This is a genomic window from Marinobacter sp. 3-2, assembly GCF_003751355.1.
Classification (GTDB): Bacteria; Pseudomonadota; Gammaproteobacteria; order Pseudomonadales; family Oleiphilaceae; genus Marinobacter; species Marinobacter adhaerens.
Genome location: NZ_RJUQ01000013.1, coordinates 611,991 through 637,086 on the forward strand (window position 1 = coordinate 611,991; position 25,096 = coordinate 637,086).

Consider the following 25,096-nt stretch of genomic DNA (forward strand, 5'->3'; position numbering starts at 1 on the left):
CAAGCCCTCAGGATTTCCCTATCAGCGCGACGGTGTTCTGCCGTTTTCGGGCGCCCGATAGGCAAGTCCTGGGTTTGTGTCCGATTCGAAAGAAGCAGCGCTTACAAAGTAGAGGAGGAACACCCATGCTGTTCATTGCAAAGAAACAAAGTAACCGGAGGACCTTATGACACTCTGGTTATCCGCAGGTCTGATCTTCACCTTCGCCGCCATTGTGCTGATTCTGTACAAATGGTGGGACATCCAGTGCATCGGCGTGACGCCCGTCCGCACCTTCACCTTTATCGCCATCCTGTTCACCTCAGGTCTGGATGTGGGGCTGATCATGTTCCCATTGACCGAGTTCGGTGGCTATGGCGATCTGTCTGCGAGCCCGGAGTACGGCTTTGCCAACCCCCTGGCTATCGAGTTCGGGTTCTGGGCGTTCCTGATCTGGGGCTTCTATTTCCTGACCTGTTTTTACTTCGCGATCATTGAGCCGCGGGTGCAGTTCTTTGAGATTCCGTTGGTAAAGGTCGTAAATAACGTGGTGATCATCGGCACCTGTGCGTTTACCGCCTATCTGCTGCTGGTGAATCTGCCCTGGTACCTGCCCATGCTCGGTGATGGCGAATCGGTGGTGCCAGCGTTCTACTTCATTGTCTTTGCCTCGATTGCGCTGGCTGTCTATTCCAGCTCCAAGATCAAATATGTGCGCATCCTCAGTCTGGGTTCGAGCCTGTTGTTTATTGCCCTGATCGTGGGCATGTGGTTCCGGGCGTTCGTTATGGGTGCGGGCTCACCGGCAGACTTCTTTGGCACCGCCGGATTGATCGGCGAGTACTTCGCCAACATCCACCAGTTTGCCCTGCCGATCAACGACTACCACGAGTTCTACCTGTTCTGGTGGTTTGCCTGGAGCATCATGATCGGCCAGTTCACCGCCCGTTTCGTGAGCGGTATCCGCACCTGGCAGCTCTTGATTGCCATGCTGGTGGTACCGTCCATCGCCATTGGTGTCTGGTTTACCGTGCTTTACCACTATCACGCGGAAGGTCTGCAGATTGCGGCGTTCACCAATCTCGCCATGATTTCGGTGGGTGTGTTGATGGTGGTGAACTCGCTGGATTCATTGATCCGGCTCTATACCGACAACCTCAATCTCACTGCCCAGCGCCTCGGGCGGGTGAATTATGTTGTGTTCAATTTCCTGGCGATGGTTGGTCTGACCATGCTGTTCCAGCTGGATTTCTTGCGGATTCAGTGGGTTGGCGCCCTGGTGATTGCACTGTATTTTGGCTGCTTCGTGTATATCCTCGCGAACAAGCGGGCCGAAGTGGCTGCCATTAAAGCGTCACCGAAAGAAAATATTCTGGACTTTGGAAAGATTGAACTGGCTGGCTAAGACCCCATAAACGGGGTGGCGGAAAAATTCCCTTCAAAAGCCAGAGATAGGTTTTTTCTATCCCTGGCTTGGGAATTATCAATTTTATCCGCATCGCCGATATCCGTACTGTGGGCGCCACAAATTCATTAACTTATGAATCCATCAACAAGGAGTTCTTTAATGGGCATCATTAACAGCGAGATCAAACCGTTCAACGCTACCGCCTTCAAAAACGGCGAGTTCGTTGAGATCAGCGAAGCAGACGTGAAAGGCAAGTGGGCGGTATTTTTCTTCTACCCGGCCGACTTCACTTTCGTGTGCCCGACTGAGCTGGGCGACGTGGCTGACAAGTACGAAGAGCTGCAGAAACTGGGCGTTGAAGTATTCTCCGTGTCTACCGACACGCACTTCACCCACAAGGCATGGCACAGCAGCTCCGAGACCATCGGTAAGATCAACTACTACATGGTTGGCGACCAGAACGGCACCATCACCAACAACTTTGGTGTGATGCGCGAAGGTCAGGGCCTGGCAGACCGCGCTACCTTCCTGATCGATCCGGACGGTGTTATCCAGGCGATGGAAATCACTGCTGAAGGTATCGGCCGTGACGCAGACGACCTGATGCGCAAAGTGAAAGCCGCTCAGTACGTTCGCAAGAATCCTGGCGAAGTATGCCCGGCCAAGTGGAAGGAAGGCGAAGAAACGCTGACTCCGTCACTGGACCTGGTTGGCAAGATCTAAGCTCTCCTTACGGAAAGCTTGGTTACAAAAAACCCCGGATTTTCCGGGGTTTTTTATGTCTGACGAAAAAGTGAGGTTCAGAGAGCTTCCAGAATGGTTTCGGCGCTGGTCTGGTCCAATCCCTGAGCGTCGATATTCAGCAGCTCGACTTTGCCGTCATTCACGATCATGGCGTAGCGCTGGCTACGAATGCCCATGCCGTTCGCGGTCCGATCCTGGGTCAGATCCAGAGCCTTGGCGAACTCTGCCACGCCATCGGCCAGCATGACGATCTGTTCGGCGTTGTGGGCCTTGCCCCAGGCGTCCATTACAAACGCGTCGTTTACTGACGTGCAAACGATGCTGTCGATGCCTTTGGCCCGCAGTTTGTCGGCATTTACCACAAAACCGGGTAAATGGGCGGCTGAACAGGTGGGGGTAAACGCGCCGGGTACAGCAAACAGAACGGCTTTCTTGCCGGCAAAGAGTTCACTGGTACGGACTTTCTCAGGGCCTTTTTCGCCCATTACCTGAAGTTCGATGTCTGGCAGGGTATCACCCGGCTGAATTGGCATTGCTATGGTCTCCGCTGTTGTCCTTGTTGAAATAGTCGGCACCCCGGGCCTTGAGGCGATAGAACTCTTCAATTACGCCGGCCATCGCCTCGGCACAGTACGGCCGCAGACCACTTAATACGAGCCGTTTGGTCACTTCGCCCACTGGTTTGTGATCGGCTGTCAGACGGTATTCCAGGAGAACGTTACCCCGTTTACCGGCTGCCTCCAGGGTGGCGTTGTGCAATTCCAGCCCGGGCGAGGGCAGATCCAGATTCTCCAGGGCCAGGCTCATGCTCTCGTACATCACCATGGGGCGATCAGGATTGAACATCACCCCGTTAGACTCCATCAAAGGTTTCAGGGTATGGGGGAAGTTCTTGCCGGAGGCCGCCACATAGGCACGGGTGATGGTCTCGATCAACTCCTCATCCCGGGTTGTCGCGCCACTGCGGGCCACCTCGATATAGACTTTGCCGGCGTCGTCACAGACGTCAATGGTGTTTTCGGTTTCAACGAACTTGAGCGGCACATTCTCCCCAAGCAGGCTGCGGAACCGGAAGGTCATGTTCTCCGACAGCCCGAATCGCGCGAGCACAATGGCGAAAAGCAGGTCTCCTGGCACGCAGAAACGGCGGGCATCCGGGTCGTGGATGGGATTGAAATCCCCCGCGATTTCCTTGGCGAACTGGCTTGCCTGCAGGGCGGAAATTACGACGTGTCCGTCCTGGACGGAGTGGAAACGGTCTAGAAACATGCGTTGCCTATTCTGGATACCAGAGAATGATGTTGCGACGATATGACAACATCATACTGCGGCAGGCTTTCGGTGGATATGCGCTATTGGTCAAGCCCCGAGCAGCGGTGAATCTGGTGGTATAGCAAAGCCCTATCAAACAGTTTGGGTCAATTAATTTGAGCATTGAGTGGCCGGGCCGTATTGTTGCACCAACTCAACTTAACCACCGTATTTGATTCAAATACTTAGTTCCGAAATTTAAAGGAGAAGTCAGACTATGTTGGATGCCAATATCAAGGAACAGCTCAAGGCCTACATGGAAAAGCTGCAGCAGCCGATTGAGCTGGTTGCGGCCTATGACGACAGCAAGAAGTCCCAGGAACTCCGGGAGTTGCTGGAAGAGCTGGAGCCGATGTCTTCCAAGATCAGTCTCCGCACTGAAGAATCCAATGACGTGCGTCGTCCGTCCTTCGCCATTAACCGTGTAGGCACTGATATTGGCGTTCGCTTTGCGGGCATTCCCATGGGCCACGAGTTTACTTCCCTGGTGCTGGCCCTGCTGCAGGTGGGTGGCCATCCCTCCAAGGCGTCCCAGGATGTGATCGAGCAGATCCAGTCTCTGGAAGGCCGGTTCGAGTTTGAAACCTACTTCTCGCTGTCCTGCCAGAACTGCCCGGACGTGGTTCAGGCCCTTAACCTGATGAGCGTGTTGAACCCGAACATCACGAACACTTCTATCGATGGGGCCCTGTTCCAGGATGAAGTGGAGCAGCGCGAAGTCATGGCGGTTCCCAGCGTTTACATGAACGGTGAGCCGTGGGGCCAGGGCCGTATGACTCTGGAAGAAATTGTTGCCAAGCTGGACACCAGCTCCAGCGAGAAAGACGCCGAGAAAATCAATCAGAAAGACGCTTTTGAGGTCCTGATCATTGGTGGCGGCCCGGCTGGCGCCTCTGCTGCCATCTACGCTGCGCGGAAGGGCATTTCCACCGGCATCGCGGCCGAGCGTTTCGGTGGCCAGGTGGCCGACACCATGGGCATTGAGAACCTGATTTCCGTACCCTACACCGAGGGTCCGAAACTGGTGGCGGCCATGGAGCAAAACGTCAAGGAATACGACGTGGATATCATGAACATGCAGCGCGCCGAGAAGCTGATCCCGGCGTCACGCCCGGGCATGCTCCACCAGGTAAGGTTGGAAAACGGTGCCACTCTCAAAGCGCGCAGCCTGGTGCTGTCCACCGGTGCCCGCTGGCGCCAGATGGGCGTTCCGGGAGAGGAAGAGTACCGCAACAAGGGTGTGGCCTACTGCCCGCACTGCGACGGCCCCCTGTTCAAGGGCAAGCGCGTGGCGGTGATCGGTGGCGGTAACTCCGGTGTCGAAGCAGCCATCGATCTGGCCGGTATCGTGGGCCATGTAACCCTGATCGAATTCGGTGCCGAGATGCGCGCTGATGAGGTGTTGCAGAAGAAACTGCGGAGTCTGAAGAACGTGGAGATCATCACGTCGGGACAGACCACCGAGATTACCGGGGAGAACGGCAAGGTCAACGGTCTGAATTACACCGACCGCACCTCTGGTGAGCAGCATCACATCTCTCTGGAAGGTGTGTTTGTACAGATCGGCCTGGTGCCCAACACCGAATGGCTGAAGGGTGACATCGAACTGAGCCAGCACGGCGAGATCATCGTTAACGACCGCAACGAAACCTCCATCCCGGGCGTTTTTGCGGCGGGTGACGCGACGACCGTGCCTTACAAGCAGATCGTGATCTCCATGGGCGAAGGTTCCAAAGCCGCACTCAGCGCCTTTGACTTCCTGATCCGCAATTCTGTGGACGAGAGCGAAGACGAAGCGGCGTAATCGACTCAACGCCGCCTGATGAGAGAGAAAGGCACCGGAGCAATCCGGTGCCTTTTTTTCAAACCCCCATATTTAACAAGGTTTTTCTGGCGTATAGAAAACGACATTGCCATACTGAGGAACCTGTATGAAAAATAGTCATTTATTTGTCGTCATGGACTGATGCGCGAGTCATGAAACGCTACCTCTCTGAATTTCGGGTCCTCCTGTTTGCCGCAGTCATACTGAGTACGCCTGCCGTGGCCGATCCGGTTATCCGGATCGCGGTTCCGGATATCACCAGTCTGCTGACCGAAAATCGGGATGGTGTTTACCAGAGAATCCTGCACAGGGCCCTGGAAGGCCTTGATGTGCCTGTGACCGAGCAGTTCTTTCCCTACAAACGGGCCATGATGGTATTCGAGCAGCATGGCGCAGACTGCATCTATTCCTTCACCGAGGTCCTGGAGCGTCGACTGGGCGACGATGCGGTTATTGCCAGTTTTCCACTCGGCAAATTCACCTATTACCTGTTCACCCCGCAGGACGCAGATCCCATCAGTTCCCTGTCGCAAGTGGAGGGGAAAACCGTGGGTGCGGTTATTGGTCATGAGACCTATCTGGACGGAGTGCTGGAGGGCCACGACGTTAATGTGATCTGGTCGAAGAGCGATGCCCAGAACCTGGCCATGCTCGAGCACCAGAGATTCGGCGCCATGATTGCTGCGGTTCCGGATGTCCGGCCTTTCATGGACGAGCTCAGCTACGATCCGAAGACGCCTCTTCTTGAAAGTTACGATCGGCTTACCTGCCACAACACCGAAGCCAACCGGCAGTTCCTGACCAGGCTCTCGGCTCGGATGAAGAGCCTCAAAGAAGCCGGGCTCTACGAACAATTGGCCGGCCAGCTCTACGTTGAGTTTGAAGACCCCGCTCCGGCCTCTGAACATTCCCTTCTGAACTGAGACATTGGTTACGGATCTCCGCTTGTGTGTTACACGACAGGTCGGTAGCTTAAGCCCCTTAAAAGCCAACTCTGCTAGGTCGTCCAGAGGGTAATTCGTTCCATGAGGTCTTATTCAGCCCGCTTTCTGATCAGTTTCCTGCTCCTGCTTTCAGTTCCTCTGGCGAACGCCGGCCCAAGGCCAAGCGTTGTTTTTCTTTCCCCGGACGACTCCCGTTTCTGGCAACTGGTGGCCGGTTTCATGGAAGCGGTGGCGGAGGATCTCGAGGTTGACCTGGAGGTTCAATACGATCGGGAGAGTCATCGATTCAGCTACCTTCGCATGGCGAAGGACGTGCTGAGCCGTGAAGATAAGCCGGACTACCTGCTGTTCATGTGCAAGGAACATGTTACCGAATCCATGCTCAGGCTCGCGGATGGGGCCGGTGTAAAGACGTTTACCTTTAATACCGATGTGCCTGACGCCGCTCGAGCCAGCATCGGTATGCCCCGAAGCGTCTTGTCGGGCTGGCTTGGCCATCTTTCGCCGGACAATATCGCCGCCGGCCGTTCCCTGGTCACCCTGCTGGGCAAACAGGCCGAACAATTGGGGCTGGCCTCCGGCCCCAGTATTCCCATGGTCGCCCTCTCGGGAACCCTTGATTCGTCTGCCACCAAGGACAGGAATGGAGGGCTGCTGGCGGCTGCGGTCCAGCAGCGCAGCGAGCTTATGCAACTGGTGTACGCCAACTGGAGCGGCACGCTGGCCCGTGAAAAAACGGAGGTCCTGCTGAAGCGCTATCCGAATACTGTCTCAATCTGGAGCGCGAGTGATGGTATGGCAATGGGTGCCATTGAAGCCGCTCGAAATGCCGGCCGGACGCCGGGCAAAGATCTGTTGGTGGGCGGCGTAGACTGGGAACCTGAGGCCCTGGAAAGTATCCGGCAGGGGGAGTTACTGGTCAGCCTCGGCCGACATTTCATGGGCGGTGGACTTGCCTTGCTCCTGCTGCATGATTATCACCATGGCCAGGATTTCGGAGATATGTCACCGGACTATGTTTTCCGCTACAAGCTGGAACCTGCAACCCGTGACAATGTTGAGCGGGTGCAGCGCATTATGGACCCTGAGAATTGGAGCGCCATTGATTTCAGGCGCTTCAGCCGCGTTGGCGAGACTGAGACCGGGAAAACAGTGCCCGATTCTGATGCCGTGCTGGATGCGATCACTGGGGCGCTGGCAGGACAGAGAGCAGACACGGTAGCGAGGAGAGAATAAGGTCTTCATGGATTCGAGCAGGCTCTAGGGGCTCGATATATCCTGCACCAGACTGCCTTTCGGAGCTTCAGGCTCCTCTTCCCCGGCAAAGAGGTGACCGTAGGCCGCCCGGACACCAGAGACGATGAACTCATGAGGCACGTCGTCGAAAAGGCCGTGGTCGTTCACATACTCCATATGCGCGTGGCCGTCCTCGGTGTACTCCTGGAACATGGAATCGTGCACTCCGTCGAATTCCAGCGGTTCCACCTTCATCAGTTCGCACAGTTGCCGGTTGAACGCCGGCGTCGCCTTGACCCATTGGCCGTTCAGGAACAGCTCGATATACCCGTGCATACGGAAAATGTCCGACCGCAGCCATTCGATCAGTTTCGGGCTTGAGAGATGGTTGCGTACATCCGCCAGGCCGAGGCGGCTGGGAACGCCAATCGAGCGAGCTGCCGCGCCCAGGAGAACCGCCTTGGGGATGCAGTAGGTTTCGCCGCTTTCCAGAGCGTAGCTGGCACTGAACGTGTTGGCATCGGTCCGGAACACGTAGGGGTTGTAGCTGATGCTGTCACGAACAGCGAGGTAGAGCGCCTTGATCTGCTCCACCGGCTCATCAGGAACTCCCTCCAGCTCTGACTCGATCCAGGCCTTCAGCCGGGGATGGTCATAGTCAAAAAAGGCGGTGGGCTGGAGATAGCGTTCCATAGTCATCAGTCCGGTCTCGGGATCAGACTCTGATCGTGCTCAATTGGCAATGCACAGGCAATGGCGGTTTCCGCCAGAACGATTGGGGAAAGTGCTCAGAGCATGGGGTTTGCAGTCTAAAGGTCCCGCATTAATTCGTAGGTGCACATATTCACCGCTGAGGCCAGGTTCAGGGACTCGATCTGCCCCTGGCCTTGAATGCTGTACGGCACCGCCTTCAATTGATCGAGGGCTTCCCGCGGCACGCCCCGGGCTTCGTTGCCGAACAGATAACAGTCGTGTTCCCTGAAGCCGCGGGATGCCATCGAACCGCCATTGAGGTCGAGGCAGGCCAAGCTCTGGTATCGGTCCGCAAGGCTTGTCAGAGCAACGTCGGTTTCGAGAGGGACGTGAAAGAGCGCCCCCATGCTGGCACGCACCACCTTCGGGTTGAAGGGGTCGACACTGCCCGGGCTCAGCAGACATCGGAAACCGCCGAACCAGGCGAGGGTGCGCAGTATCGTACCGAGGTTGCCGGGGTCCTGAACCTCATACAGGTAAATCGTTTTTTCGCCGGGCACCGGTTCCGCCGGGCGCTCCGGCATGGGCAACACCGCCAGAATCCCCTGGGGTGTTCGGGTGTCGGCGAGCTGTGCCATCTGGCGATCGCTGATCACATGAGTCCTGAACGGGCTCTGCCAGTGATCATAAGCTCCGGTGACGTAAAGTTCCGAGGCCTTCAGAGCAGGTTGGCGGTCGGCGGCTTTCTGCAGCTCAAGAACCAGGTGTTCGCCCTCAACCAGATAGTGGCCAAACGACTGCCGGTACTTTTTCTGGTGCAGCTTTTTGATGTCGGCCAGATTCACGAAGGCGGTCTCCCGTCAGGTGGGCGTGGTGGGTTCTGAAAAATCACAGAATTCAGGCAGGATTGTACGTGTGGCCGTCCCGGTTGTCAGGATTTTGCCGCCACCCGGCGCGGCACGTACAATTAGGGTTTGGCTTTCCCGTTGTGAAGAGACCCCATGGCCCGATCCAAAAGCAGTAACCGCTGGCTTGAAGAGCACGTCAACGACCCCTTCGTGAAACAGGCGCAGGTGGATGGCTACCGCTCGCGGGCCAGTTACAAGCTTCTTGAAATCAACAAGAAGGACCGGCTGATCCACCCCAATATGGTGGTGGTGGATCTGGGCTCGGCGCCCGGCGGCTGGTCTCAGGTGGCGGCCAAACTGGTGGGCCACAAGGGCCGTGTCATTGCCTCAGATATCCTCCCCATGGACGCCATTGCCGGCGTCGATTTCATTCAGGGCGATTTCACTGAGAACGACGTGTTCGAGTCGATTATGGCCACCCTGGGTGATGACCCGGTGGACGTGGTGATCTCCGACATGGCTCCGAACATCAGCGGCGTGACCGTGGCCGACCAGGCCTCGTCCATGTATCTGGTGGAACTGGCCCTGGACATGGCAAGCCAGGTGCTTAAGCCCAAAGGCAGCTTCCTGGCCAAGGTGTTCCAGGGCGAAGGGTACGACGAGTACCTGAAATCAGTCCGCGCTGTCTTCGACAAGGTTGTGGTGCGCAAGCCGGATTCCTCCCGCTCCCGCTCCCGGGAAGTCTACATTCTCGGCAAGGGCTTCAAGGGCTGATTCAGCCTGCAGCCCTGTCGAATCCCTGCATCACGTTCACCGCATTCACGCCGATGGCGTCGACGTCGTAACCGCCTTCCATGGTAAATACCGTTGGTAGTCCAAGCCGGGCGAGACGTTGGCCCAGGGTCAGATAATCGCCGGAGGTCAGCTTGAAGAACGAAATCGGGTCTTCTTCGAAGGTATCGACACCCAGGGCAACGACCAGGGCGTCTGGCTGGAATGAATGGATCCGCTCGCAGGCGGTTTCAAGACCCTGACTCCAGACACTGTAGGGCGTGTTTGGCGGGTAAACCATGTTCAGGTTGTAGCCCTCACCGGCGCCCTCGCCAATCTCGTCTTCAAAGCCCAGAAAATGGGGAAACACCAGATCCGGATCGCCGTGCAGGCTGATGGTGAGCACGTCGTTGCGATCATAGAAGATCGCCTGGGTGCCGTTGCCGTGGTGGAAGTCCACATCCAGCACCGCGACCTTGCCATAGCCCTGGTCACGAAAGGCCTGAGCCACAATGGCGGCGTTGTTGAAGAAACAGTACCCGCCGAACAGATCGGCGTGGGCGTGATGTCCGGGTGGGCGGCACAGGGCAAAGGCAGCGCGCTCGCCTCCGGCCACCAGTTTCTGGGCGGTAAGGGCCACATTGGCGGATGCCCGGGCGGCTTCCCAGGTGCCATCCGAGATCGACGTCTCCGCCGCGAAGCTGTAATAGCCCAGCCGGCCGTCGATGTCCCTGGGCAGCCGGTGGCGCATGCCGCGACCCGCCCAGACCGCCGGGATGGCTTCACCCGGTTTGCCGGCAGCCAGCCATTCCTGCCAGCAGGTTTCCAGGAACGCCACGTAATCCGCCGTGTGCACCCGCTTGACGGGCTCCAGACCAAATTCTTCCGGTTCCAGAATCTCTCCCAGCGCCTGTTCTTTCACTCGTGCCAGGATGGTTTCGGCACGGGACGGCTTCTCGTGAGGCTCGATCAGCAGTCCGCCATCCAGTTCGGTTTTGACGTGTCGGCGGCTGTGCAATGGAGAGAATACGGTTTTCATGGTCTTGAGTGGTCCTTGCTGAATGACGTGAGCACTTTGGCACAGGGAGCTTGATGGCTCAAAGGCCCTGATTGTGGCAGGCTGAAACCTTTTGCGGGCAGAGGGGATTACCGATATGGCGACGAGCGACAGGCCGGTAAAGGATGATTGATCTGATCGCGGACATGACCCTCGCCGAGGTTCTGGGCCAGGTGTGCGGTCTTGTAGCCTTGGGTTTCTGCATTGCCGGCTTCGCGAACAAGAATGACGACCGGTTGATGGTGCTGCTTATCTCCGCCAACGTTGCGTTTGCCCTGATGTTCGCGTTCTTCGAGAGCTGGACCGCCTCGGCACTGACCGTTCTGGTGATTGTGCGCATTACTTTGGCGCGCAAGTACCAGGGCAACTGGCCTATTATGCTGGGCATGCTCGTGGTGAACCTGGTGGTAGCCTGGGCGACCTGGAAATCCATCACCGATGTATTCCCGCTCGCCGCCGCCGTTTTCGGCACCGTGGGCATGTTCATGCTCAGGGGAATTCCCCTGCGAATCGTGCTCGGGTTTGCTGCCCTGGCCTGGATGCTCAACAACATCGTTATCGGTTCCGTGGGTGGAACCCTGGCAGAAGGCATGGTGCTGGTCACCAACATCATCACCATCATCCGGCTCTATCGGCTGCAGAAGAAATACCCCGATTTCACGCCCGGGAGTTGAACGGCGTTGCGGGTCGGCGGTTTCGCATCTCGAGACTGACTGAAACAACCAGGGGCAGGGACCACTTTGGCCAATTCCCGACCAGCGCAGCCTGAGCTATCTTGATTGCAGGCCATTGATTATAAAAAGCGGACTGGAATCCGAGAGGACAGGCAATGAGTAACCAGCATTTCGATGTACTGATCATCGGCGCCGGCGTTTCCGGCATTGGCATGGCATGCCATCTTAAGCGTGAATGCCCCGGCAAGTCGTTTGCCATCCTCGAACGTCGGCAGTCCCTGGGTGGCACCTGGGATCTGTTCCGTTACCCGGGAATCCGTTCGGATTCGGACATGTTTACCTTCGGCTACAATTTCCGCCCCTGGACAGGCGGCAAGGTGCTGGCCGACGGCGCATCGATCAAGAATTATGTGGCGGAGACCGCCAGGGAGCATGATGTCGAACGCCACATCCGCTTCGGGCTGGCGGTGAGGACAGCGGACTGGTCAGGTGTCGACAAATGCTGGAAGCTCTCGGCCCTGAACGAAGCCACCGGCGAAACAGAACAATACACCGCCAACTTCATGGTCGGCTGTACCGGCTACTACAACTATGATCAGGGCTACAAGCCGGACTTCCCGGGTGAAAATGATTTCCGCGGCCAGATCGTACACCCGCAGCACTGGCCGGAAGATCTCGACTACGCGGGCAAGAAGGTGGTGGTTATTGGCAGCGGCGCAACTGCTATTACCCTGGTGCCGACCATGGCCGAGAAGGCCTCGCATGTCACCATGCTTCAGCGCTCACCCACCTATCTGATGCCTCTGCCTTCAACCGACAAAGTGTCTCTGGCCCTGCAGAAAATTCTGCCCGAGAGAACCGCCTATCGGCTGACCCGGGCCCGGAATATTTCCATTTCCCGTTTCCTTTACTTGCGCTCCAGAAGGAGCCCGAAGTTCATGCGCCGGCTGTTCCTGGGCATTATCAAACGCAAGGTTGGGGACACCGCCGATATGCGGCACTTCACGCCGGATTACAATCCGTGGGACCAGCGCCTGTGCGTGGTAAAAGACGGGGACCTTTTCCGTGCCATGAGAGCCGGCAAGGCGTCCATTGCCACCGATCATATTGACCGCTTCACGGAAACCGGCATCCGCCTGAAATCGGGCGAGGAACTGGAAGCGGATATCATCATCCCGGCAACAGGTCTGGATATCCAGATGCTGGGTGGGATCCGGCCGACCGTGGACGGCCAGGAAGTCGTGATGAAAGACAAGATTATTTACAAGAACGTGATGGTGGAGGGCGTGCCCAACGCCGGCATGATCTTCGGTTACACCAACATTTCCTGGACCCTGAAGGTGGACATTGCCGCCGAGTACCTGTGCCGGCTGATGAACCTGATGGACAAGCGTGGCTATCGTAGCGTGGTGGCCCGGGACACTGAGAACAGTCGCGGCGACGACACGGTGCTTGGCTCTCTGGATGCTGGCTACATTCGCCGGGCCGCCGATCGCCTGCCCCGCCAGGGCACTCACGGGCCCTGGAAATCGTCCCAGAATTATCTCGAGGACGTCAGAATCCTGCGATTCGAGCCGATTGAGGATGGCTACCTGGAATTCGATGGCAAGCGGACCCATGCGAGCCACAAGGAATCCGGGGGTTTCCTGCGGCCCCTGCGCTCGGCCCTGTTCGGAACCTGATCACTCAAACGCCGAACGTATGACATCCCGGTAGTTGCGAATGCGCTGCACGTAGTGCACCGGCTCATAGCCCCGGGCGTATCCGTAGCGGGTGCTGGGGTAGTATCGCTTGTCGGCTTTCAGGGGTAGCACCTCGGTCATATCCTGCCAGGAGTCCGGATTCTTGTTCAGGTTCCGCGCCAGCTCCCGGGCATCCAGCAGGTGCCCACGGCCGATGTTGTAGCTCGCCAGCGCCAGGAAGGTGCGGTCCGGCTCAGGAATAGTCTCTGGCAGGCGGCGGTGACGGTCGGCCAGATAGCGGGCGCCGCCATCAATAGCTGCATCGGGATCGAGCCGGTTGGTTACTCCCAGAGATTCGGCGGTCCGTCGGGTCAGCATCATGATGCCGCGGACACCGGTGGGGGATTTCGCCGCTGGATCCCAGTGGGATTCCTGATAGGCCAGCGCGGCCAGCAGGTCTGCGGGCATGCCGGTTTTGGCCTCCGCTTCCCGGAATTGATCGATGAAATCGGGCAGGCGGTCTTCAATGCGTCGATTCAGGGCCCGCAGATCCACGAAATCAAAGTCGCCAATGTAGGCATAGTAGCGGTTCTCCATCAGCCCTATGGCCTCATCGCCTTCGACGCTATTCATCCACTCGTGGGCATCGGAGGCCAGATCTTCGGAAGCCTTGGGCATGTACCAGCCAAGATTCCGGCCCTGAGTGAGCGTCATCGCCACTTCCAGGTGGGGGAAATGCCGGCGCATGACCTGAACAATGTTGGAGTCGGCGACGGTGCAGCCGACATCCTGTTCGGCAACGTCCGAGAGAATGACCTCTGTAGTGCGGTCCGCATCCTCCTCAAAACCAATTCCCGGATGCTGTTCATTCAGCTTGTTCAGGGTTTCAACGTAGCTGGAGCCGGCGGTTACGACAATATCGGTGCCGGGAATGTCTTCGGGTTTCCGGGGCATGGGACGTGCGTCGCGATGGCAAACCAGCTGTTCGGTAATCTCGGTGTGCGCCGGGCCTCGTACGAAGCGCTCATCGCGGGAGGCCAAATGGGTCAGCCCGGCGGCCGCCAGGTGGGTGTTGCCAGACTCCAGCGCAGCAAGAACCTCACTCGTGGATTCGAGCATGGTCCACTCCACCTGCCAGCCACGCTGTTCGGCGTAGGCGCTGATCAGGGCGTGTTCGGGGCCGACGGGATTTTCATGTCGGTCCAGATAATAGGTGGTGGAACCATTGCGGGTAGCCACTTTGAGTACCCCCGTTTCCGACGGTGGCTTGATATCCGTTGTCGTCGGTTGGCTCGTGCTGGTGTTATCACTGCAGCCGGCTAGCAGTAGCGGCATGATCACAAGAGCTGGGGCGAACTTCCATCGGAACATAGCGAGGAGTTTCCTGTCTTTTTGGAATGACTTCTACGTATTAACACGTATCTCCTCAAAACCATACTCCTGAACTCGGGAATCGGATTCCCTTTGACCAACCGCATCCATGAGAATCTCACCTATCTAGCGGATGAAGAGTGTGTCAGGCTGGTCGACCGTTTTTTCATTATCACAGGCCACTTTTACATGGCGTCCGGCAAAAGAAACAGGAAACGCTCTCTCTGGCATCCGTCCTACTGGCCTGCCTGGACTCTGGTTTGCTTGCTCTGGCTTTTGTCGTTTCTTCCAATGGGGCTGAAGCAGCGTCTGGGAGGCTGGCTGGGCAGGCTCCTTTCCAGAAAGATGCAATCCCGCGCCAGGGTTGCAGACGCCAACCTGGCAGCCTGTATGCCGGAGCTGGACGCCGCAAGTCGCGGGCAACTGGTTGAAGACGCCTTTGTGGCCTCGGCCCGTGGCGTTCTGGAAAGCGTTCATGCCTGGTGGCGGGATATGACCCCTTACTGCGAGAGCGCCTCGGTACATGGCACCGAGCACCTTGAAGAAGCGAAACGACGTGGCAAGGGGGTGCTGCTGATCGGCGGACACTACAGTATTTTCGACTTTGCACTGCCTTTGATCGCCTGCAAGCTTGAGAAACCGGGTTACATGTATCGCCCCAACAACAATCCGGTGATTGACCGTATGATCGAACGTGGCCGGCGGAGGCACTTTGGTATCCGTTCGTTCACCAAGCGTCAGATCAGACCCATGTTGTCGTTCCTGAAAGAAGGTGGACAGGTCTGGTTCGCCTGCGATCAGGATTTCGGCAAGAAGTCGGAGGTGTTTGTGCCCTTTTTTGGAGTCAGTGCCGGCTGTATTACGTCGCCGAGTTACATTGCCCGCGAGTCCGGCGCCGCGGTCATTTGCGTGAGTCACTTGCGAATGCCCGATGGCAGTTACCGTGTCGTATTTTCTCCGATTCAGGAATCCTTCGGTGAATATCCCGAACAGGACGCCGAAGTCTGGAACCGGTTTATTGAAACCACCGTTCGTGAGCAGCCCGATCAGTACCTCTGGCTGCACAAGCGATTCAAGAGCAGGCCAGAGGGTGCGGCAGCGATCTACTGATGCGCGTTCATGCGTAACGCCTGCCTCTGTTCTATCCTGAAAACTTCAGCAAATCCTCTGGAGGATATTATGCGCTGCACTCTCAGACTGGTTCTGGTGGCATCAACCCTGTTGTTCGCCATGCTCACCCATGCCGCAGACGGGCTGGTCGCGATCAAAAGCAGTCACGATGTCAAAGCCACGGCCGACAAACTCGAGTCTGTGCTCAAAGAGAAGGGCATGACGGTTATGGCTCGCGTCAATCATCAGAAGGGCGCGGAAAAAGCCGGGCTGGCGTTGCGTCCGACCGAAGTGGTTATTTTCGGCAATCCCAAAGTCGGTACGCCCCTGATGCAGTGCGCCCAGAGTGTCGCCATCGACCTGCCCCAGAAGGCCCTGATCTGGGAGGATGCCAACGGTGATGTCTGGCTGGGGTACAACGACCCGCAATACCTCAAGAGCCGCCATGGCATTGAAGGATGCGATGAGGTGCTTGGAAAAGTAAGCGGCGCACTGGGAAATTTTGCCAAAGCGGCAACCCAATAAATAAAAACGCCATGCGGCTAACGGGACCAGCGGGTCTGGTTCACTCTTTGAGTACCCGGATCTTTTCCAGGCCCCTGGCCAGGGTCGGCCGTGACAGCTCGCCCATGTGGGAATCGATCAACTCGCCCTGAGCATTATAAAAAAGCGTGGTTGGTAAGCCATTGCTGCCCACGGCTCGCGCCAGCTGGGCCTGATCGTCCCGGTAAAGGTTATTCAGGTTGAGGCGGTTTTCCGCCAGAAAGGAACGGATGGTCTCGGGCTGTTCCCGCTGGTTGGCAAACACAAACGCGATATCCGGATAGATGTGTTGGGCCTCCTCCAGCACCGGCATTTCCCGGATGCAGGGTGGGCACCAGGTCGCCCAGAGGTTCACCACCAGGGGTTGGCCCGGAGCCAACCGGGACAGGTTGATCACTTCGCCATTGAGCGAGCGCAGGGTAACGTCCGGCATGCTGCGGGCCTGCTGTTCGATCAGTGTGATGGTGCCTGCGGTGCCGGCCCAGAACAGGGCGCCCGTTAACGCGGCCGTAGCCAGTGGCTTGCGTTGCGATTTCCTGCGCCACATCAGAAAGCCGGTGAAGATGATGGCGCCGATGACACCCCAGAGCGCATCGAAACCGCCGTCCCTGATATCAATGATGCCCAGCAGGTCGTTCTGGTAATGCTCGAAGTAGCTGATCACGAAACCGATCCGGGCGCTCAGCATCGCTACCACAAAGATATCGGCCACTGATCCGGCCACCGGAACCCGGTGTTTGCGGCCGAGTATCCCTCCAACCAGTAGAGCCAGGCCGAAGGCAATAACCAATAGCAGGTGACCGATGGACAGGCTCAATGGGCCGATACTGACGCTCATTCCTGAAACTTCCTTATAATTCCGTGTTAGGTTGCGGGGATCAAAGCACTCTGACTTGAGGATGAGTGCCAGGTTCCTTCGGATGCTTATTATAATCACCTATGGCTAATTGGCCGGGGCTCTGTTAATGTGCCCGCATCCTGCCTCTAGGGATTCCGCAGTTTAAGGCTTTAAGCCCGTGCGACCTTTCCATACGACCTGTCAGAGGACGTCACCCCGATAACGGCGCGTGACCGTAGTCGTCTTTTATTCCATGAATGTTCATGGCATCTGCCCGCATTCGCCGAAAACGGTGGTCGTGGAGGCAGAATAATCAAGAGTTGATCTTATATGAGTTTTTCTTCACTCGGTTTGTCCGAGCAGCTGGTCCGTGCCACGTCTGACCAGGGTTATGAAACCCCGTCTCCCATTCAGGCCCAGGCTATTCCCGCCGTGCTTTCTGGCCGGGACGTTATGGCTGCTGCCCAGACCGGTACCGGCAAAACCGCCGGTTTTACCTTGCCCCTGCTGCAGCGTCTGGGTGAAAACCCGCGCACTGGCAAAGGCCCCCGCGCCCTGATCCTGACACCCACCCGTGAGCTGGCGGCGCAGGTTCATGACAGCGTGAATCTTTACAGCAAATACATCCCCACCAAGGCCGCTGTGGTCTTCGGTGGTGTGAAAATCAATCCGCAGATGATGAAGCTGCGCAAAGGCCTGGACGTGCTGGTGGCTACACCGGGTCGTTTGATGGACCTTTATCAGCAGAATGCTGTGCGCTTCAACGAAGTGGAAATCCTGGTTCTGGACGAAGCCGACCGCATGCTGGACATGGGCTTTATCCGCGACATCCGCAAGATCCTTTCGTTGTTGCCGGCCAAGCGTCAGAACCTGCTGTTCTCCGCTACCTTCTCCAACGAGATCCGGACTCTGGCCGAAGGTCTGCTGGATAACCCGGTTCAGGTTGAAGTCGCGGCTCGAAATACCTCTGCCGAAAACATCAAGCAGTCTGTCTACCCGGTAGATCAGAGCCAGAAAACAGCCCTGCTGAGCAAGCTGGTACGGGACAACAGCTGGGATCAGGTACTGGTCTTTACTCGCACCAAGCACGGTGCCAACCGCCTGACCCAGAAGCTGGAGAAGGACGGCATTACCGCCGCTGCCATCCATGGCAACAAGTCACAGGGTGCCCGTACCCGTGCGCTGGCGGACTTCAAGGCCGGAGAAGTGCGTGTGCTGGTGGCGACGGATATCGCCGCCCGTGGCCTGGACATCAAGCAGCTGCCCCAGGTGGTGAACTTTGAACTGCCCAACGTGCCGGAAGATTACGTGCACCGCATCGGCCGTACCGGCCGCGCCGGTGAAAGCGGTCACGCCCTGTCACTGGTCAGTGCCGATGAAGGCAAAATGCTCGCTGGTATCGAAAGACTGATTAAAAAGCAGCTGCCGCGCACGGAAGTGGAAGGCTTTGAGCCGACCAACAACCTGCCGCTGAAGCCCAAGGCCAAGGCCGACCCCAGCCGTGCCCGTAACCGTAATGGTAACGGCGGTGGCAATGGTCGTCCCGGCGGAAAGCCGAAGAGCTTCGGCGCCAAGCCGGGTGGTCGCAGCGGTGGCCGTAGCCAGAATGGCGGTAGTCAGCGGAGCCGTCCGGCTCAGCGCCAGAGTGCCTGAAGGCTGATTGGCAGTTATCAGAAACGGAGCTTCGGCTCCGTTTTTCTGTTTCTGGTGCCCTGACTTTTTGAGTGTGGATGCTCTAGTATCAGGGTCTGAAACCAGTCCGGCCAGGATATTCCCGCCTATGCATCGATCCAGCTCTCTACGGGCACAGTTGGGCTTGAGCCGACCAACGCGGTCCATGGCCGATGGTCAGTTTGTGCTCGCTCTGGTTGCCGGTTGTCTGATTGGGGTTTTGCTGACAGTGCTTGCCGGAGGCAGTGGCTGGCAGGATGCTGATCTGTTGTCGATTCTTTCACTGGTGCTCTGGGCGCCTATCATCGAAGAACTGGCATTTCGCGGGGTGGTGCAGGGCTGGCTGGCTAGTACTCCGGTGGGTCAGAAACGCTTTGCCGGCCTGTCCTTCGCAAACCTTATCGCGGCGTTTCTGTTTACCGCCTGGCATCTTGTTTATCGAACCGATCTGATGGCCTGGCTGGTGTTCCTGCCTGCTCTGGTGTTTGGGTATTTTCGGGACCGGTACGACTCGCTGCTGCCCTGTGTGATTTTGCATGCTGCTTATAATGCTGCCCTGTTGCCGGGTTGGTATCTGTTTTCCTGAGTACCATTGAAAAAACCCCGGCCTGAATTCAGTGCCGGGGTTTTTCGTTATCGCCGCTGGCCGTTATGCGCGGGCTTTGATCTTCCTTACGGTCAGACCACCAATGGCCAGCGCAGTCAGGAGGAACAGGGTCGGGTCAAACGGAGCGCCCGGGTTGTAGCTGCATCCGAAGATGGTACCGCCACCGCTGCTGCTGGTTGCGGTTGGGGTGTCACCATTGTCATCACCGCCATCATCGGGAATCTCGGTGGTGACTGCCTCACGGTAAAGGGCATGGGTCCCTGACGGATCATTTTCGTTCCAGACCACGAACAGTTCGTTGCCGGCCGGCGTCATTCGAATCTGTGACTCGAAGTCTTCCACATCCTCCGCATCGCCCGCGAAACGAACTATCGGCGTGACGTAATCACCCTTGTCCTCAGCCCGTGCGGCATATAGGTCCAGCTCGCTGGGTTCCTCGAGGCTCCACTCTGAGACGTTGGTCTGGGTGCCCCAGGCAACGTAGAACTTGGTCTTGTCCTGGCACTCTTCCGGATTCGGTGTCGGCGCTGTGCACGCTGGCGTGCTGCCGGGCGTGCCGACCAGCCGGGGCTCTCGCACATTGATGCCGGTGTCCTCGATATTGCTCAGGTTTTCCGGTACAGACCAGGTGCCTGCCGCCGCATCGTAATGCCGGATGTAAAAGTTGTAGTTCTTGGTGTTTGTGTACAGCAGCTCTGCCAGTACCGGGGTGTAGGTGTAACCAATGTAGAGATCGTCGCCCCGCAGGAGGCCCCGGTGGGCAATCGCATTTTCCTCAACCTTCTGATACGTGTCATCGGAGATGGTTGAGGTGGCGATATTGGCATCGGTGGTCGCCTGTGCGTCTTCAGTTCGGCTGCTCATGTTCAGTGCCGGCTGATTGTTCAGCACAATGGCGGACGCGTAGTCGGATACGGCGCAGTTGGCATCCACAGCGGGCACCATTTCTGCCGTTGAGAAGCCGTTTCCGCCATTGACCACGCCTTTGCGAAGCATGATGTCGGAGGGACCGCCCTGGGTAAATTCACCTTCTTTCCAAAAGATGCCCAAGCGAAGCCCGCTGGCACTGCCAGCTTCTTTTTGCGGTACAAAGCGTACCCGGCGGGCATTCAGAGCCGGATTACTGATGATACAGCCGGCTTCCTCGCCCGGCGTGTTCCAGTCGAAGGTGTGGTAGCGAACGTACTTGCCTTCATCGAGACCGCTCGAGCCTTTGGTTTCCTCATAGGCAAGAATCACTTGTGGAACGGAATCCAGTGACCCGAACTGAAGGGCCAGGTTGGCCCGTGACGCTCCGGCCGTGCCTCCCTCGATCTGATCATCTGCCACAACGTTGCCAGCGGTGTCCTGGATAACGTCAAAGTTACCGGACGCAGTCTGGGTATCGTAGTTGTCAGTGACTCGCACTGGAGTGGTCCAGATGCCCTTATCCTGAACCGTCCAGCCAGCCACGGCATAGCTGTACCATATATCGGTACCGTGGCTTACGTTCGCGCCGGATGCGCCATCGCCCGGGCCGTCCGCTTCACCAAGTTGAAGACCCCGGGGATCTTCCTGCCAGGTAATGGCCCACTCTCCGGTTCCGAGGCCCCGGTGTACGTCCTGTTTTGCATCCCGCTCACCGGTTGAGAGTTGCACCGGCGTGGACCAGGTTTCGCCGTTATTGGCACTTGTGACCGCGTAAGTACAGCTGAACGGGATTTCCCGGTTTTCCCGGGTAAGGTAGGTCACCGTTCTCTGTGCACCACCATCGCAGTATTTATCAACCCAGGACACGATAATCCGGGAGCCGCTGTTAAAAATATTGGGCTTGTCAGAATCGCCCGCAAAAGGCGTTCGGGTGCCATCGCCTGACCAATCAGTGTCAATGGAAGATTGACTGGCGGTACCGGAGATGTTGACCGGGGTTGACCAGTTGGCAATATCATCGCAACCCGAATCGCAATACCGTGCGAAAAGGTCCCGGGCTGGCCGTTCGGCCTGGGCTTTGACGTCGTATACGGTGTTGCCGTTGGGATCGAGATAATCGCCGTAAACGGAAACCAGCCGACCATTGGTCATCCGGACCAGTTTGGTTTTATTGGCGCCGCCATTGGCACTCAATTGAACGGTGTCACCAAAACTCAGCCCGGTCGCCCCCCAGGCCATCCCGGACGAGCCAACGGCAGCTATTAACGCGCTAGCAAGAAGTGTTTTCTTCATGTTTTGACCCCCAGTTCTCTTTTGCAGACCGCCTCGCGAATGCTTGCAATCCATGACTTTTCGTTATTAGCTTAAAACTCTTTTGCAAAAATTGGCTACTGATCCCTGACTGTTCTGAGGAAAATTTGATCAGCGTCAAAACCACGATCCTGATTGTGTATCAGCCTGAAAATTCAGGTATTTCTACGAGGTAGTTATGGGAAATTTGCTCCGAAGCGGTGCGTTTCTGCGACGATGTGTCGCAGTCGCGGCAATATTTCTGGCAGCCTGTAGTGACAGCGGTGGGCCAGGGCTTGATGTTAGCGACGAAACCGACCCGGATTCCGGCCATGAAGAGGTCTTACCTTCGCTAACTGCCCAGATAGAACACTGGAGTCCGACCGGCGTTTTCCTGGCGGCCGCGGATTGCGGTCAATGCCACAAAGCCAGTTCTCCGGGTGACAGCCCCGCCGTGCTGCGGGCGCCAGATGCTCAGATCTCGGAGAACCAGCCCTCGCCCCAGGGTGATGAAATCAGTCCCTTCGCAGACTGGAAAAGTACGGTGATGGCGAATGCGTTCACCGATCCTTATTTCCGGGCGAACATGGTGCATGAGTCGGAGACATTCCCCCATCTGGCAGGTTTCATTGAGAACAAATGCCTGACCTGCCACAGCCCCATGGCGACCACGCATGCTCACCAGACGGGGTCAGGTCTCGATGATGGTTTTTACCGGGCCGAACAGGCCCTTGTTGACCCCCATGCCCGAGAGGGGGTCAGTTGCACAGCCTGCCATCAGATAACCGACAGCGTGTTGGACGGTAATGCCTACCCCGATGGCGTGCACTCCGGAAATTTCGAGATTCCTGCCGAGGGTGATCCAGACGCATTCACGATCCATGGGCCATACCAGAACCCGCAGGGGCAGGCGATGCAGAATCAGGTCGGTTACACGCCAGTCTTTGGTCTGCATATGTCGGACTCCCGGCAGTGCGCCAGCTGCCACGAACTTTACACCCCGACCATCGATATGGAGACGGATCAGCCCAACGGTGAGGATTACCCCGAACAGACGCCTTACACCGAGTGGGCAAACAGTGATTTCGGACCCAATGGCAGCAATCCCCGTTCCTGTCAGCAGTGCCATATGGCGCGTGAAGAGATCGGTGAGGACTTCCTCACCCGTCTGGCGGTCAGACCGAACGGCTCGGTAAACGCCAGTTGGCCCGAGAGGCAGCCTTACTCACCTCATGTGATGCTCGGCGGAAATACCTGGTTGCTTGAAACCCTGGAACTGTTCAGGGAGGAACTCGGTCGCAGCGATATCAATGAGGCGGGAGAATTCGCGGCAACGGCGGAGTTGACCCGGGCGTTCCTCAAAACGGCTGTCACGCTATCAGTAACCGGGCAGATCCTCGGAGCTGGCGAGTTGGCCTTTGATCTGACCATTCAGAACGAAACCGGCCACAAGTTACCCACCAGTTTCCCCGCTCGAAGAATGTGGGTAGGAACCCGGGTGAGTGATGCCAATGGCGCAACGGTGTTTGCCAGCGGGCTCCCGGATGAGTCTTATCGTTTGCCAATGGATGCGGTGTTTACTTCGGAGGCCTGTCTGGCCGCAAAGAAGACCTCCGATTTTGATTCCTCGGTCTGCTATCAGGCTCATCTCAATGAGGTATCGTCCGAAAACGATGTGCCGGTTTATGAAACTGTTCTTGGCTCAACCACCGGCGCAATTACCCATATTCTGCTCTACGCCGCTAACCCGCTGAAGGACAATCGTATCCCTCCCAAGGGGTTCGATATGGCCTCGGTGCCAGAAGATGTCCGGCCGATCGGGCTGAATGGGGATAGTGATTTTAACGCTGATAACGCGGGGCGGGACACCATCCGCTATCGGATTCCGGTTGGCGCGGCTGTGGCTTTGCCCCTGCAGGTGGATGCGACTCTCTACTACCAGTCTATCCGACCAACTTTTATTGATGGGTTGCACGGAGAGCATGAATGGGTTGATGAGTTCCAGACAATCGCCAGATTGAACCCACCGCCTGCCGAGGTTATGGCCAAGCTCAGCTTCGAGGTTCAGTAGGATTTGATGACAGGCTCAGGGAAGAGCTGTTTTATGATTGGGTATCGATATAAAAAGGCGGGGCCGGAGAAGCCCCGCATAGGAAAACGCACCTTCCGCCAGCCAACAGACCGTGGCGACTGGCGGAGGCACGGGGATCAGAACTTGTAGGACACGCCTACCATGTAGACCCAGGGGTCGATATCCACGTCGATGGTGCTGGTATCGGCGACTGCATTGCCCGCGTACGCGTTGATGGTGGCCTCGGTGTCGATGTCGATCCACCAGACCGCAGCGTTGATACCCACGTTTTCGGTGATCATGTAGTCAAGACCAATTTCGGCTGCCAGACCAAAGCTGTCATCCAGCTTGATGTCGGTCCTGGTCACACCCGGTGCCAGAGTGGCGTAGGTGTTGGTCAGAGTCTGAGTGGTCTTCTCTTCGAAGAAGTTGGTGTAGTTCACACCAGCGCCAACGTATGGCTGCAGTTTGCTCCCGCTGGGCATCGGGAAATATTGCAGCGTGATGGTCGGAGGCAGGTGTTTGGTTTCTGCCAGTTTGCCGGCACCGCCGAGAACGGAACCATCACCATTAATGTCATGTTTGAACGGGGTTGCCGCCAAAACACCAACCCCGATCTGGTCGGTCAGCATGTAGGTTGCGGTCAGTCCCAACTGGCTGTTGGAATCGACGCTGACCTTGGCGCCATCAATTTCGCCAAGCGCGTTGGAGTTCAAGTTGCCACTGGAAGAATCCGGATCAACCGTTGCCACACCAACGCGGCCGATAAAATCACCAGCTTCGTACGCCTGAACAGCGGGAGCAGCAGCCATTACCGCTGCAGCCAGAACACCAAGTTTGAATGTACGGGACATATCCATCTCCTTAACCTGAATCGTTGATGACTGCAGATTAATGACATCGGGAAATGGAAACTTGATTTAGCGCAAGAATGCCCGGGCAGGTGAGCGCGTTTAATCAGCGGATTGATTCAACTCAAAAAAAACGACGGTGATTCGATTGCTGCGGTTATTGCGAATAGTCAGGCAGAGTTCTTTTTCCGCACGGGCAGGCTCTCGTCCGGGACAAACACGTCTCTGATGGACAGGGCCTGGCCATCAGCGTCCTGGACTTCTACCGTGTGAATCGGCCGGCCGGTGGCGCGGTCGCGCAAATCGAGCGGAGGCTCGTCCGGGGCAGGGTTCCACTTATCTCCCCACTGACGAAGAGCGATAACCACCGGGAAAAGATCTCTGCCTTTTTCGGTCAGGCGGTATTCAAAGCGTGACCCATGTTCGCCCACATCCACCTTGCGCAGCACTTCATTGTCCACCAGCCGTGCCAGGCGATCACACAGGATGTTCTTGGCAATGCCCAGTTCCTGCTGGAAATCCACGAACCGACGGGTGCCATACATGGCGTGCAGGACAATCAGGAGGGACCACCAGTCGCCCACTTCATTGAGGGCGCGGGCGACGGAACAGCTGGAGTCATCAAAACGTTTTCTGGCCATGACGGGAGTGTACCGAATAGGG

Annotated in this window: 23 protein-coding genes; 13 read left to right on the top strand and 10 right to left on the bottom strand. The window is 57.2% G+C overall.

The genetic code is table 11. The features are described from left to right. The first annotated feature begins 166 nt into the window (after positions 1-166). Together EDB94_RS10140 and ahpC are read left to right on the top strand one after the other, a co-directional pair. Positions 167-1,384, top strand: a complete 1,218-nt coding sequence (locus EDB94_RS10140; RefSeq protein WP_092030698.1) for a choline transporter — start codon at positions 167-169, stop codon at positions 1,382-1,384. Positions 1,385-1,546: 162 nt separating this feature from the next. Continuing rightward, positions 1,547-2,110: an alkyl hydroperoxide reductase subunit C gene (gene ahpC, locus EDB94_RS10145; RefSeq protein ID WP_008172630.1), complete on the top strand. Its 564-nt coding sequence runs from the start codon at positions 1,547-1,549 to the stop codon at positions 2,108-2,110. A gap of 77 nt (positions 2,111-2,187) precedes the next feature. On the opposite strand, the gene EDB94_RS10150 is transcribed toward ahpC, so the two are convergent. Both EDB94_RS10150 and EDB94_RS10155 read right to left on the bottom strand, forming a co-directional pair. Beyond that, a complete protein-coding gene (locus EDB94_RS10150; RefSeq protein WP_108018282.1) occupies positions 2,188-2,664 on the bottom strand; it encodes a peroxiredoxin in 477 nt (158 codons plus the stop codon). Further along, on the bottom strand, positions 2,645-3,400 hold the full coding sequence (locus tag EDB94_RS10155; RefSeq protein ID WP_008172632.1) for a DUF3581 domain-containing protein: 756 nt from the start codon (positions 3,398-3,400) through the stop codon (positions 2,645-2,647). The genes EDB94_RS10150 and EDB94_RS10155 overlap by 20 nt, the downstream gene beginning before the upstream one ends. A 259-nt stretch (positions 3,401-3,659) precedes the next feature. Between EDB94_RS10155 and ahpF the strand changes: the two genes are divergently transcribed. The 3 genes from ahpF to EDB94_RS10170 all read left to right on the top strand — a co-directional run bounded on the left by ahpF (position 3,660) and on the right by EDB94_RS10170 (position 7,447). Continuing rightward, positions 3,660-5,246, top strand: coding sequence for an alkyl hydroperoxide reductase subunit F (gene ahpF / locus EDB94_RS10160; RefSeq protein ID WP_108018283.1), 1,587 nt, complete (start codon positions 3,660-3,662; stop codon positions 5,244-5,246). Positions 5,247-5,419: 173 nt separating this feature from the next. Next, positions 5,420-6,190, top strand: a complete 771-nt coding sequence (locus EDB94_RS10165; RefSeq protein WP_108018284.1) for an ABC transporter substrate-binding protein — start codon at positions 5,420-5,422, stop codon at positions 6,188-6,190. A 102-nt stretch (positions 6,191-6,292) separates the two neighbouring features. Continuing rightward, positions 6,293-7,447, top strand: coding sequence for an ABC transporter substrate-binding protein (locus EDB94_RS10170; protein WP_108018285.1), 1,155 nt, complete (start codon positions 6,293-6,295; stop codon positions 7,445-7,447). Positions 7,448-7,471: 24 nt separating this feature from the next. Here the strand turns inward: EDB94_RS10170 and EDB94_RS10175 are convergent, their stop codons facing one another. Beyond that, positions 7,472-8,140, bottom strand: coding sequence for a transglutaminase family protein (locus EDB94_RS10175; protein WP_108018286.1), 669 nt, complete (start codon positions 8,138-8,140; stop codon positions 7,472-7,474). Positions 8,141-8,256: 116 nt separating this feature from the next. Then, complete coding sequence (locus tag EDB94_RS10180; RefSeq protein ID WP_108018287.1) at positions 8,257-8,985, bottom strand: RNA methyltransferase; 729 nt, start codon at positions 8,983-8,985, stop codon at positions 8,257-8,259. Positions 8,986-9,141: 156 nt separating this feature from the next. Here EDB94_RS10180 and rlmE point away from each other — a divergent pair, with 156 nt between their 5' ends. Next, a complete protein-coding gene (gene rlmE, locus EDB94_RS10185; RefSeq protein ID WP_014578767.1) occupies positions 9,142-9,762 on the top strand; it encodes a 23S rRNA (uridine(2552)-2'-O)-methyltransferase RlmE in 621 nt (206 codons plus the stop codon). A gap of 1 nt (position 9,763) precedes the next feature. Here rlmE and EDB94_RS10190 read toward each other — a convergent pair whose 3' ends face one another. Then, entirely contained in the window at positions 9,764-10,798 is a 1,035-nt protein-coding gene (locus tag EDB94_RS10190) for a histone deacetylase family protein (RefSeq protein ID WP_108018288.1), read from the bottom strand. A gap of 143 nt (positions 10,799-10,941) precedes the next feature. On the opposite strand from EDB94_RS10190, the gene EDB94_RS10195 reads away from it, so the two are divergent. Together EDB94_RS10195 and EDB94_RS10200 are read left to right on the top strand one after the other, a co-directional pair. After that, positions 10,942-11,490, top strand: a complete 549-nt coding sequence (locus EDB94_RS10195; protein WP_108018289.1) for a YgjV family protein — start codon at positions 10,942-10,944, stop codon at positions 11,488-11,490. A 155-nt stretch (positions 11,491-11,645) separates the two neighbouring features. Continuing rightward, on the top strand, positions 11,646-13,172 hold the full coding sequence (locus EDB94_RS10200) for an NAD(P)/FAD-dependent oxidoreductase (RefSeq protein ID WP_108018290.1): 1,527 nt from the start codon (positions 11,646-11,648) through the stop codon (positions 13,170-13,172). Here the strand turns inward: EDB94_RS10200 and mltF are convergent, their stop codons facing one another. Beyond that, complete coding sequence (gene mltF, locus EDB94_RS10205; RefSeq protein ID WP_108018291.1) at positions 13,173-14,543, bottom strand: membrane-bound lytic murein transglycosylase MltF; 1,371 nt, start codon at positions 14,541-14,543, stop codon at positions 13,173-13,175. Positions 14,544-14,636: 93 nt separating this feature from the next. Between mltF and EDB94_RS10210 the strand changes: the two genes are divergently transcribed. Both EDB94_RS10210 and EDB94_RS10215 read left to right on the top strand, forming a co-directional pair. Further along, entirely contained in the window at positions 14,637-15,653 is a 1,017-nt protein-coding gene (locus tag EDB94_RS10210; protein WP_260312552.1) for a lysophospholipid acyltransferase family protein, read from the top strand. A 69-nt stretch (positions 15,654-15,722) separates the two neighbouring features. Next, a complete protein-coding gene (locus EDB94_RS10215; RefSeq protein WP_108018292.1) occupies positions 15,723-16,178 on the top strand; it encodes a DUF302 domain-containing protein in 456 nt (151 codons plus the stop codon). Between the two features lie 40 nt (positions 16,179-16,218). Here the strand turns inward: EDB94_RS10215 and EDB94_RS10220 are convergent, their stop codons facing one another. Further along, positions 16,219-17,034 (bottom strand): TlpA disulfide reductase family protein, encoded by an 816-nt coding sequence (locus EDB94_RS10220; RefSeq protein ID WP_108018293.1) that lies wholly within the window; start codon positions 17,032-17,034, stop codon positions 16,219-16,221. A gap of 330 nt (positions 17,035-17,364) precedes the next feature. On the opposite strand from EDB94_RS10220, the gene EDB94_RS10225 reads away from it, so the two are divergent. Both EDB94_RS10225 and mrtJ read left to right on the top strand, forming a co-directional pair. Then, entirely contained in the window at positions 17,365-18,687 is a 1,323-nt protein-coding gene (locus EDB94_RS10225) for a DEAD/DEAH box helicase (RefSeq protein WP_108018294.1), read from the top strand. Positions 18,688-18,814: 127 nt separating this feature from the next. Further along, the gene (gene mrtJ, locus EDB94_RS10230) at positions 18,815-19,291 is read left to right on the top strand and encodes a JDVT-CTERM system glutamic-type intramembrane protease MrtJ (protein WP_260312554.1); all 477 of its coding nucleotides are present in this window, start codon (positions 18,815-18,817) and stop codon (positions 19,289-19,291) included. 63 nt (positions 19,292-19,354) lie between these two features. Here mrtJ and EDB94_RS10235 read toward each other — a convergent pair whose 3' ends face one another. Then, positions 19,355-21,514, bottom strand: a complete 2,160-nt coding sequence (locus EDB94_RS10235; RefSeq protein WP_146162205.1) for a choice-of-anchor O protein — start codon at positions 21,512-21,514, stop codon at positions 19,355-19,357. Between the two features lie 196 nt (positions 21,515-21,710). On the opposite strand from EDB94_RS10235, the gene EDB94_RS20615 reads away from it, so the two are divergent. Next, the gene (locus tag EDB94_RS20615) at positions 21,711-23,582 is read left to right on the top strand and encodes a hypothetical protein (protein WP_146162206.1); all 1,872 of its coding nucleotides are present in this window, start codon (positions 21,711-21,713) and stop codon (positions 23,580-23,582) included. Between the two features lie 137 nt (positions 23,583-23,719). Here the strand turns inward: EDB94_RS20615 and EDB94_RS10255 are convergent, their stop codons facing one another. Continuing rightward, on the bottom strand, positions 23,720-24,436 hold the full coding sequence (locus EDB94_RS10255) for an OmpW family protein (protein ID WP_108018300.1): 717 nt from the start codon (positions 24,434-24,436) through the stop codon (positions 23,720-23,722). A gap of 167 nt (positions 24,437-24,603) precedes the next feature. After that, positions 24,604-25,074 carry a helix-turn-helix domain-containing protein gene (locus EDB94_RS10260; RefSeq protein ID WP_014578755.1) on the bottom strand — a complete coding sequence of 157 codons (471 nt, stop codon included), beginning with the start codon at positions 25,072-25,074 and terminating at the stop codon, positions 24,604-24,606. Between the last annotated feature and the right edge of the window lie 22 nt (positions 25,075-25,096).

Bases quoted from the DNA above. Each gene is read 5' to 3' on its own strand.
- EDB94_RS10195 (WP_108018289.1), top strand. From the start codon at position 10,942: ATGATTGATCTGATCGCGGACATGACCCTCGCCGAGGTTCTGGGCCAG.
- EDB94_RS10190 (WP_108018288.1), bottom strand. From the start codon at position 10,798: ATGAAAACCGTATTCTCTCCATTGCACAGCCGCCGACACGTCAAAACC.
- EDB94_RS10155 (WP_008172632.1), bottom strand. From the start codon at position 3,400: ATGTTTCTAGACCGTTTCCACTCCGTCCAGGACGGACACGTCGTAATT.
- EDB94_RS20615 (WP_146162206.1), top strand. From the start codon at position 21,711: ATGGGAAATTTGCTCCGAAGCGGTGCGTTTCTGCGACGATGTGTCGCA.
- ahpF (WP_108018283.1), top strand. From the start codon at position 3,660: ATGTTGGATGCCAATATCAAGGAACAGCTCAAGGCCTACATGGAAAAG.
- EDB94_RS10235 (WP_146162205.1), bottom strand. From the start codon at position 21,514: ATGAAGAAAACACTTCTTGCTAGCGCGTTAATAGCTGCCGTTGGCTCG.
- EDB94_RS10150 (WP_108018282.1), bottom strand. From the start codon at position 2,664: ATGCCAATTCAGCCGGGTGATACCCTGCCAGACATCGAACTTCAGGTA.
- EDB94_RS10225 (WP_108018294.1), top strand. From the start codon at position 17,365: ATGAGTTTTTCTTCACTCGGTTTGTCCGAGCAGCTGGTCCGTGCCACG.
- rlmE (WP_014578767.1), top strand. From the start codon at position 9,142: ATGGCCCGATCCAAAAGCAGTAACCGCTGGCTTGAAGAGCACGTCAAC.
- EDB94_RS10140 (WP_092030698.1), top strand. From the start codon at position 167: ATGACACTCTGGTTATCCGCAGGTCTGATCTTCACCTTCGCCGCCATT.
- EDB94_RS10255 (WP_108018300.1), bottom strand. From the start codon at position 24,436: ATGTCCCGTACATTCAAACTTGGTGTTCTGGCTGCAGCGGTAATGGCT.
- mltF (WP_108018291.1), bottom strand. From the start codon at position 14,543: ATGTTCCGATGGAAGTTCGCCCCAGCTCTTGTGATCATGCCGCTACTG.
- EDB94_RS10170 (WP_108018285.1), top strand. From the start codon at position 6,293: ATGAGGTCTTATTCAGCCCGCTTTCTGATCAGTTTCCTGCTCCTGCTT.
- EDB94_RS10220 (WP_108018293.1), bottom strand. From the start codon at position 17,034: ATGAGCGTCAGTATCGGCCCATTGAGCCTGTCCATCGGTCACCTGCTA.
- EDB94_RS10260 (WP_014578755.1), bottom strand. From the start codon at position 25,074: ATGGCCAGAAAACGTTTTGATGACTCCAGCTGTTCCGTCGCCCGCGCC.
- EDB94_RS10165 (WP_108018284.1), top strand. From the start codon at position 5,420: ATGAAACGCTACCTCTCTGAATTTCGGGTCCTCCTGTTTGCCGCAGTC.
- EDB94_RS10215 (WP_108018292.1), top strand. From the start codon at position 15,723: ATGCGCTGCACTCTCAGACTGGTTCTGGTGGCATCAACCCTGTTGTTC.
- mrtJ (WP_260312554.1), top strand. From the start codon at position 18,815: ATGCATCGATCCAGCTCTCTACGGGCACAGTTGGGCTTGAGCCGACCA.
- EDB94_RS10175 (WP_108018286.1), bottom strand. From the start codon at position 8,140: ATGGAACGCTATCTCCAGCCCACCGCCTTTTTTGACTATGACCATCCC.
- ahpC (WP_008172630.1), top strand. From the start codon at position 1,547: ATGGGCATCATTAACAGCGAGATCAAACCGTTCAACGCTACCGCCTTC.
- EDB94_RS10200 (WP_108018290.1), top strand. From the start codon at position 11,646: ATGAGTAACCAGCATTTCGATGTACTGATCATCGGCGCCGGCGTTTCC.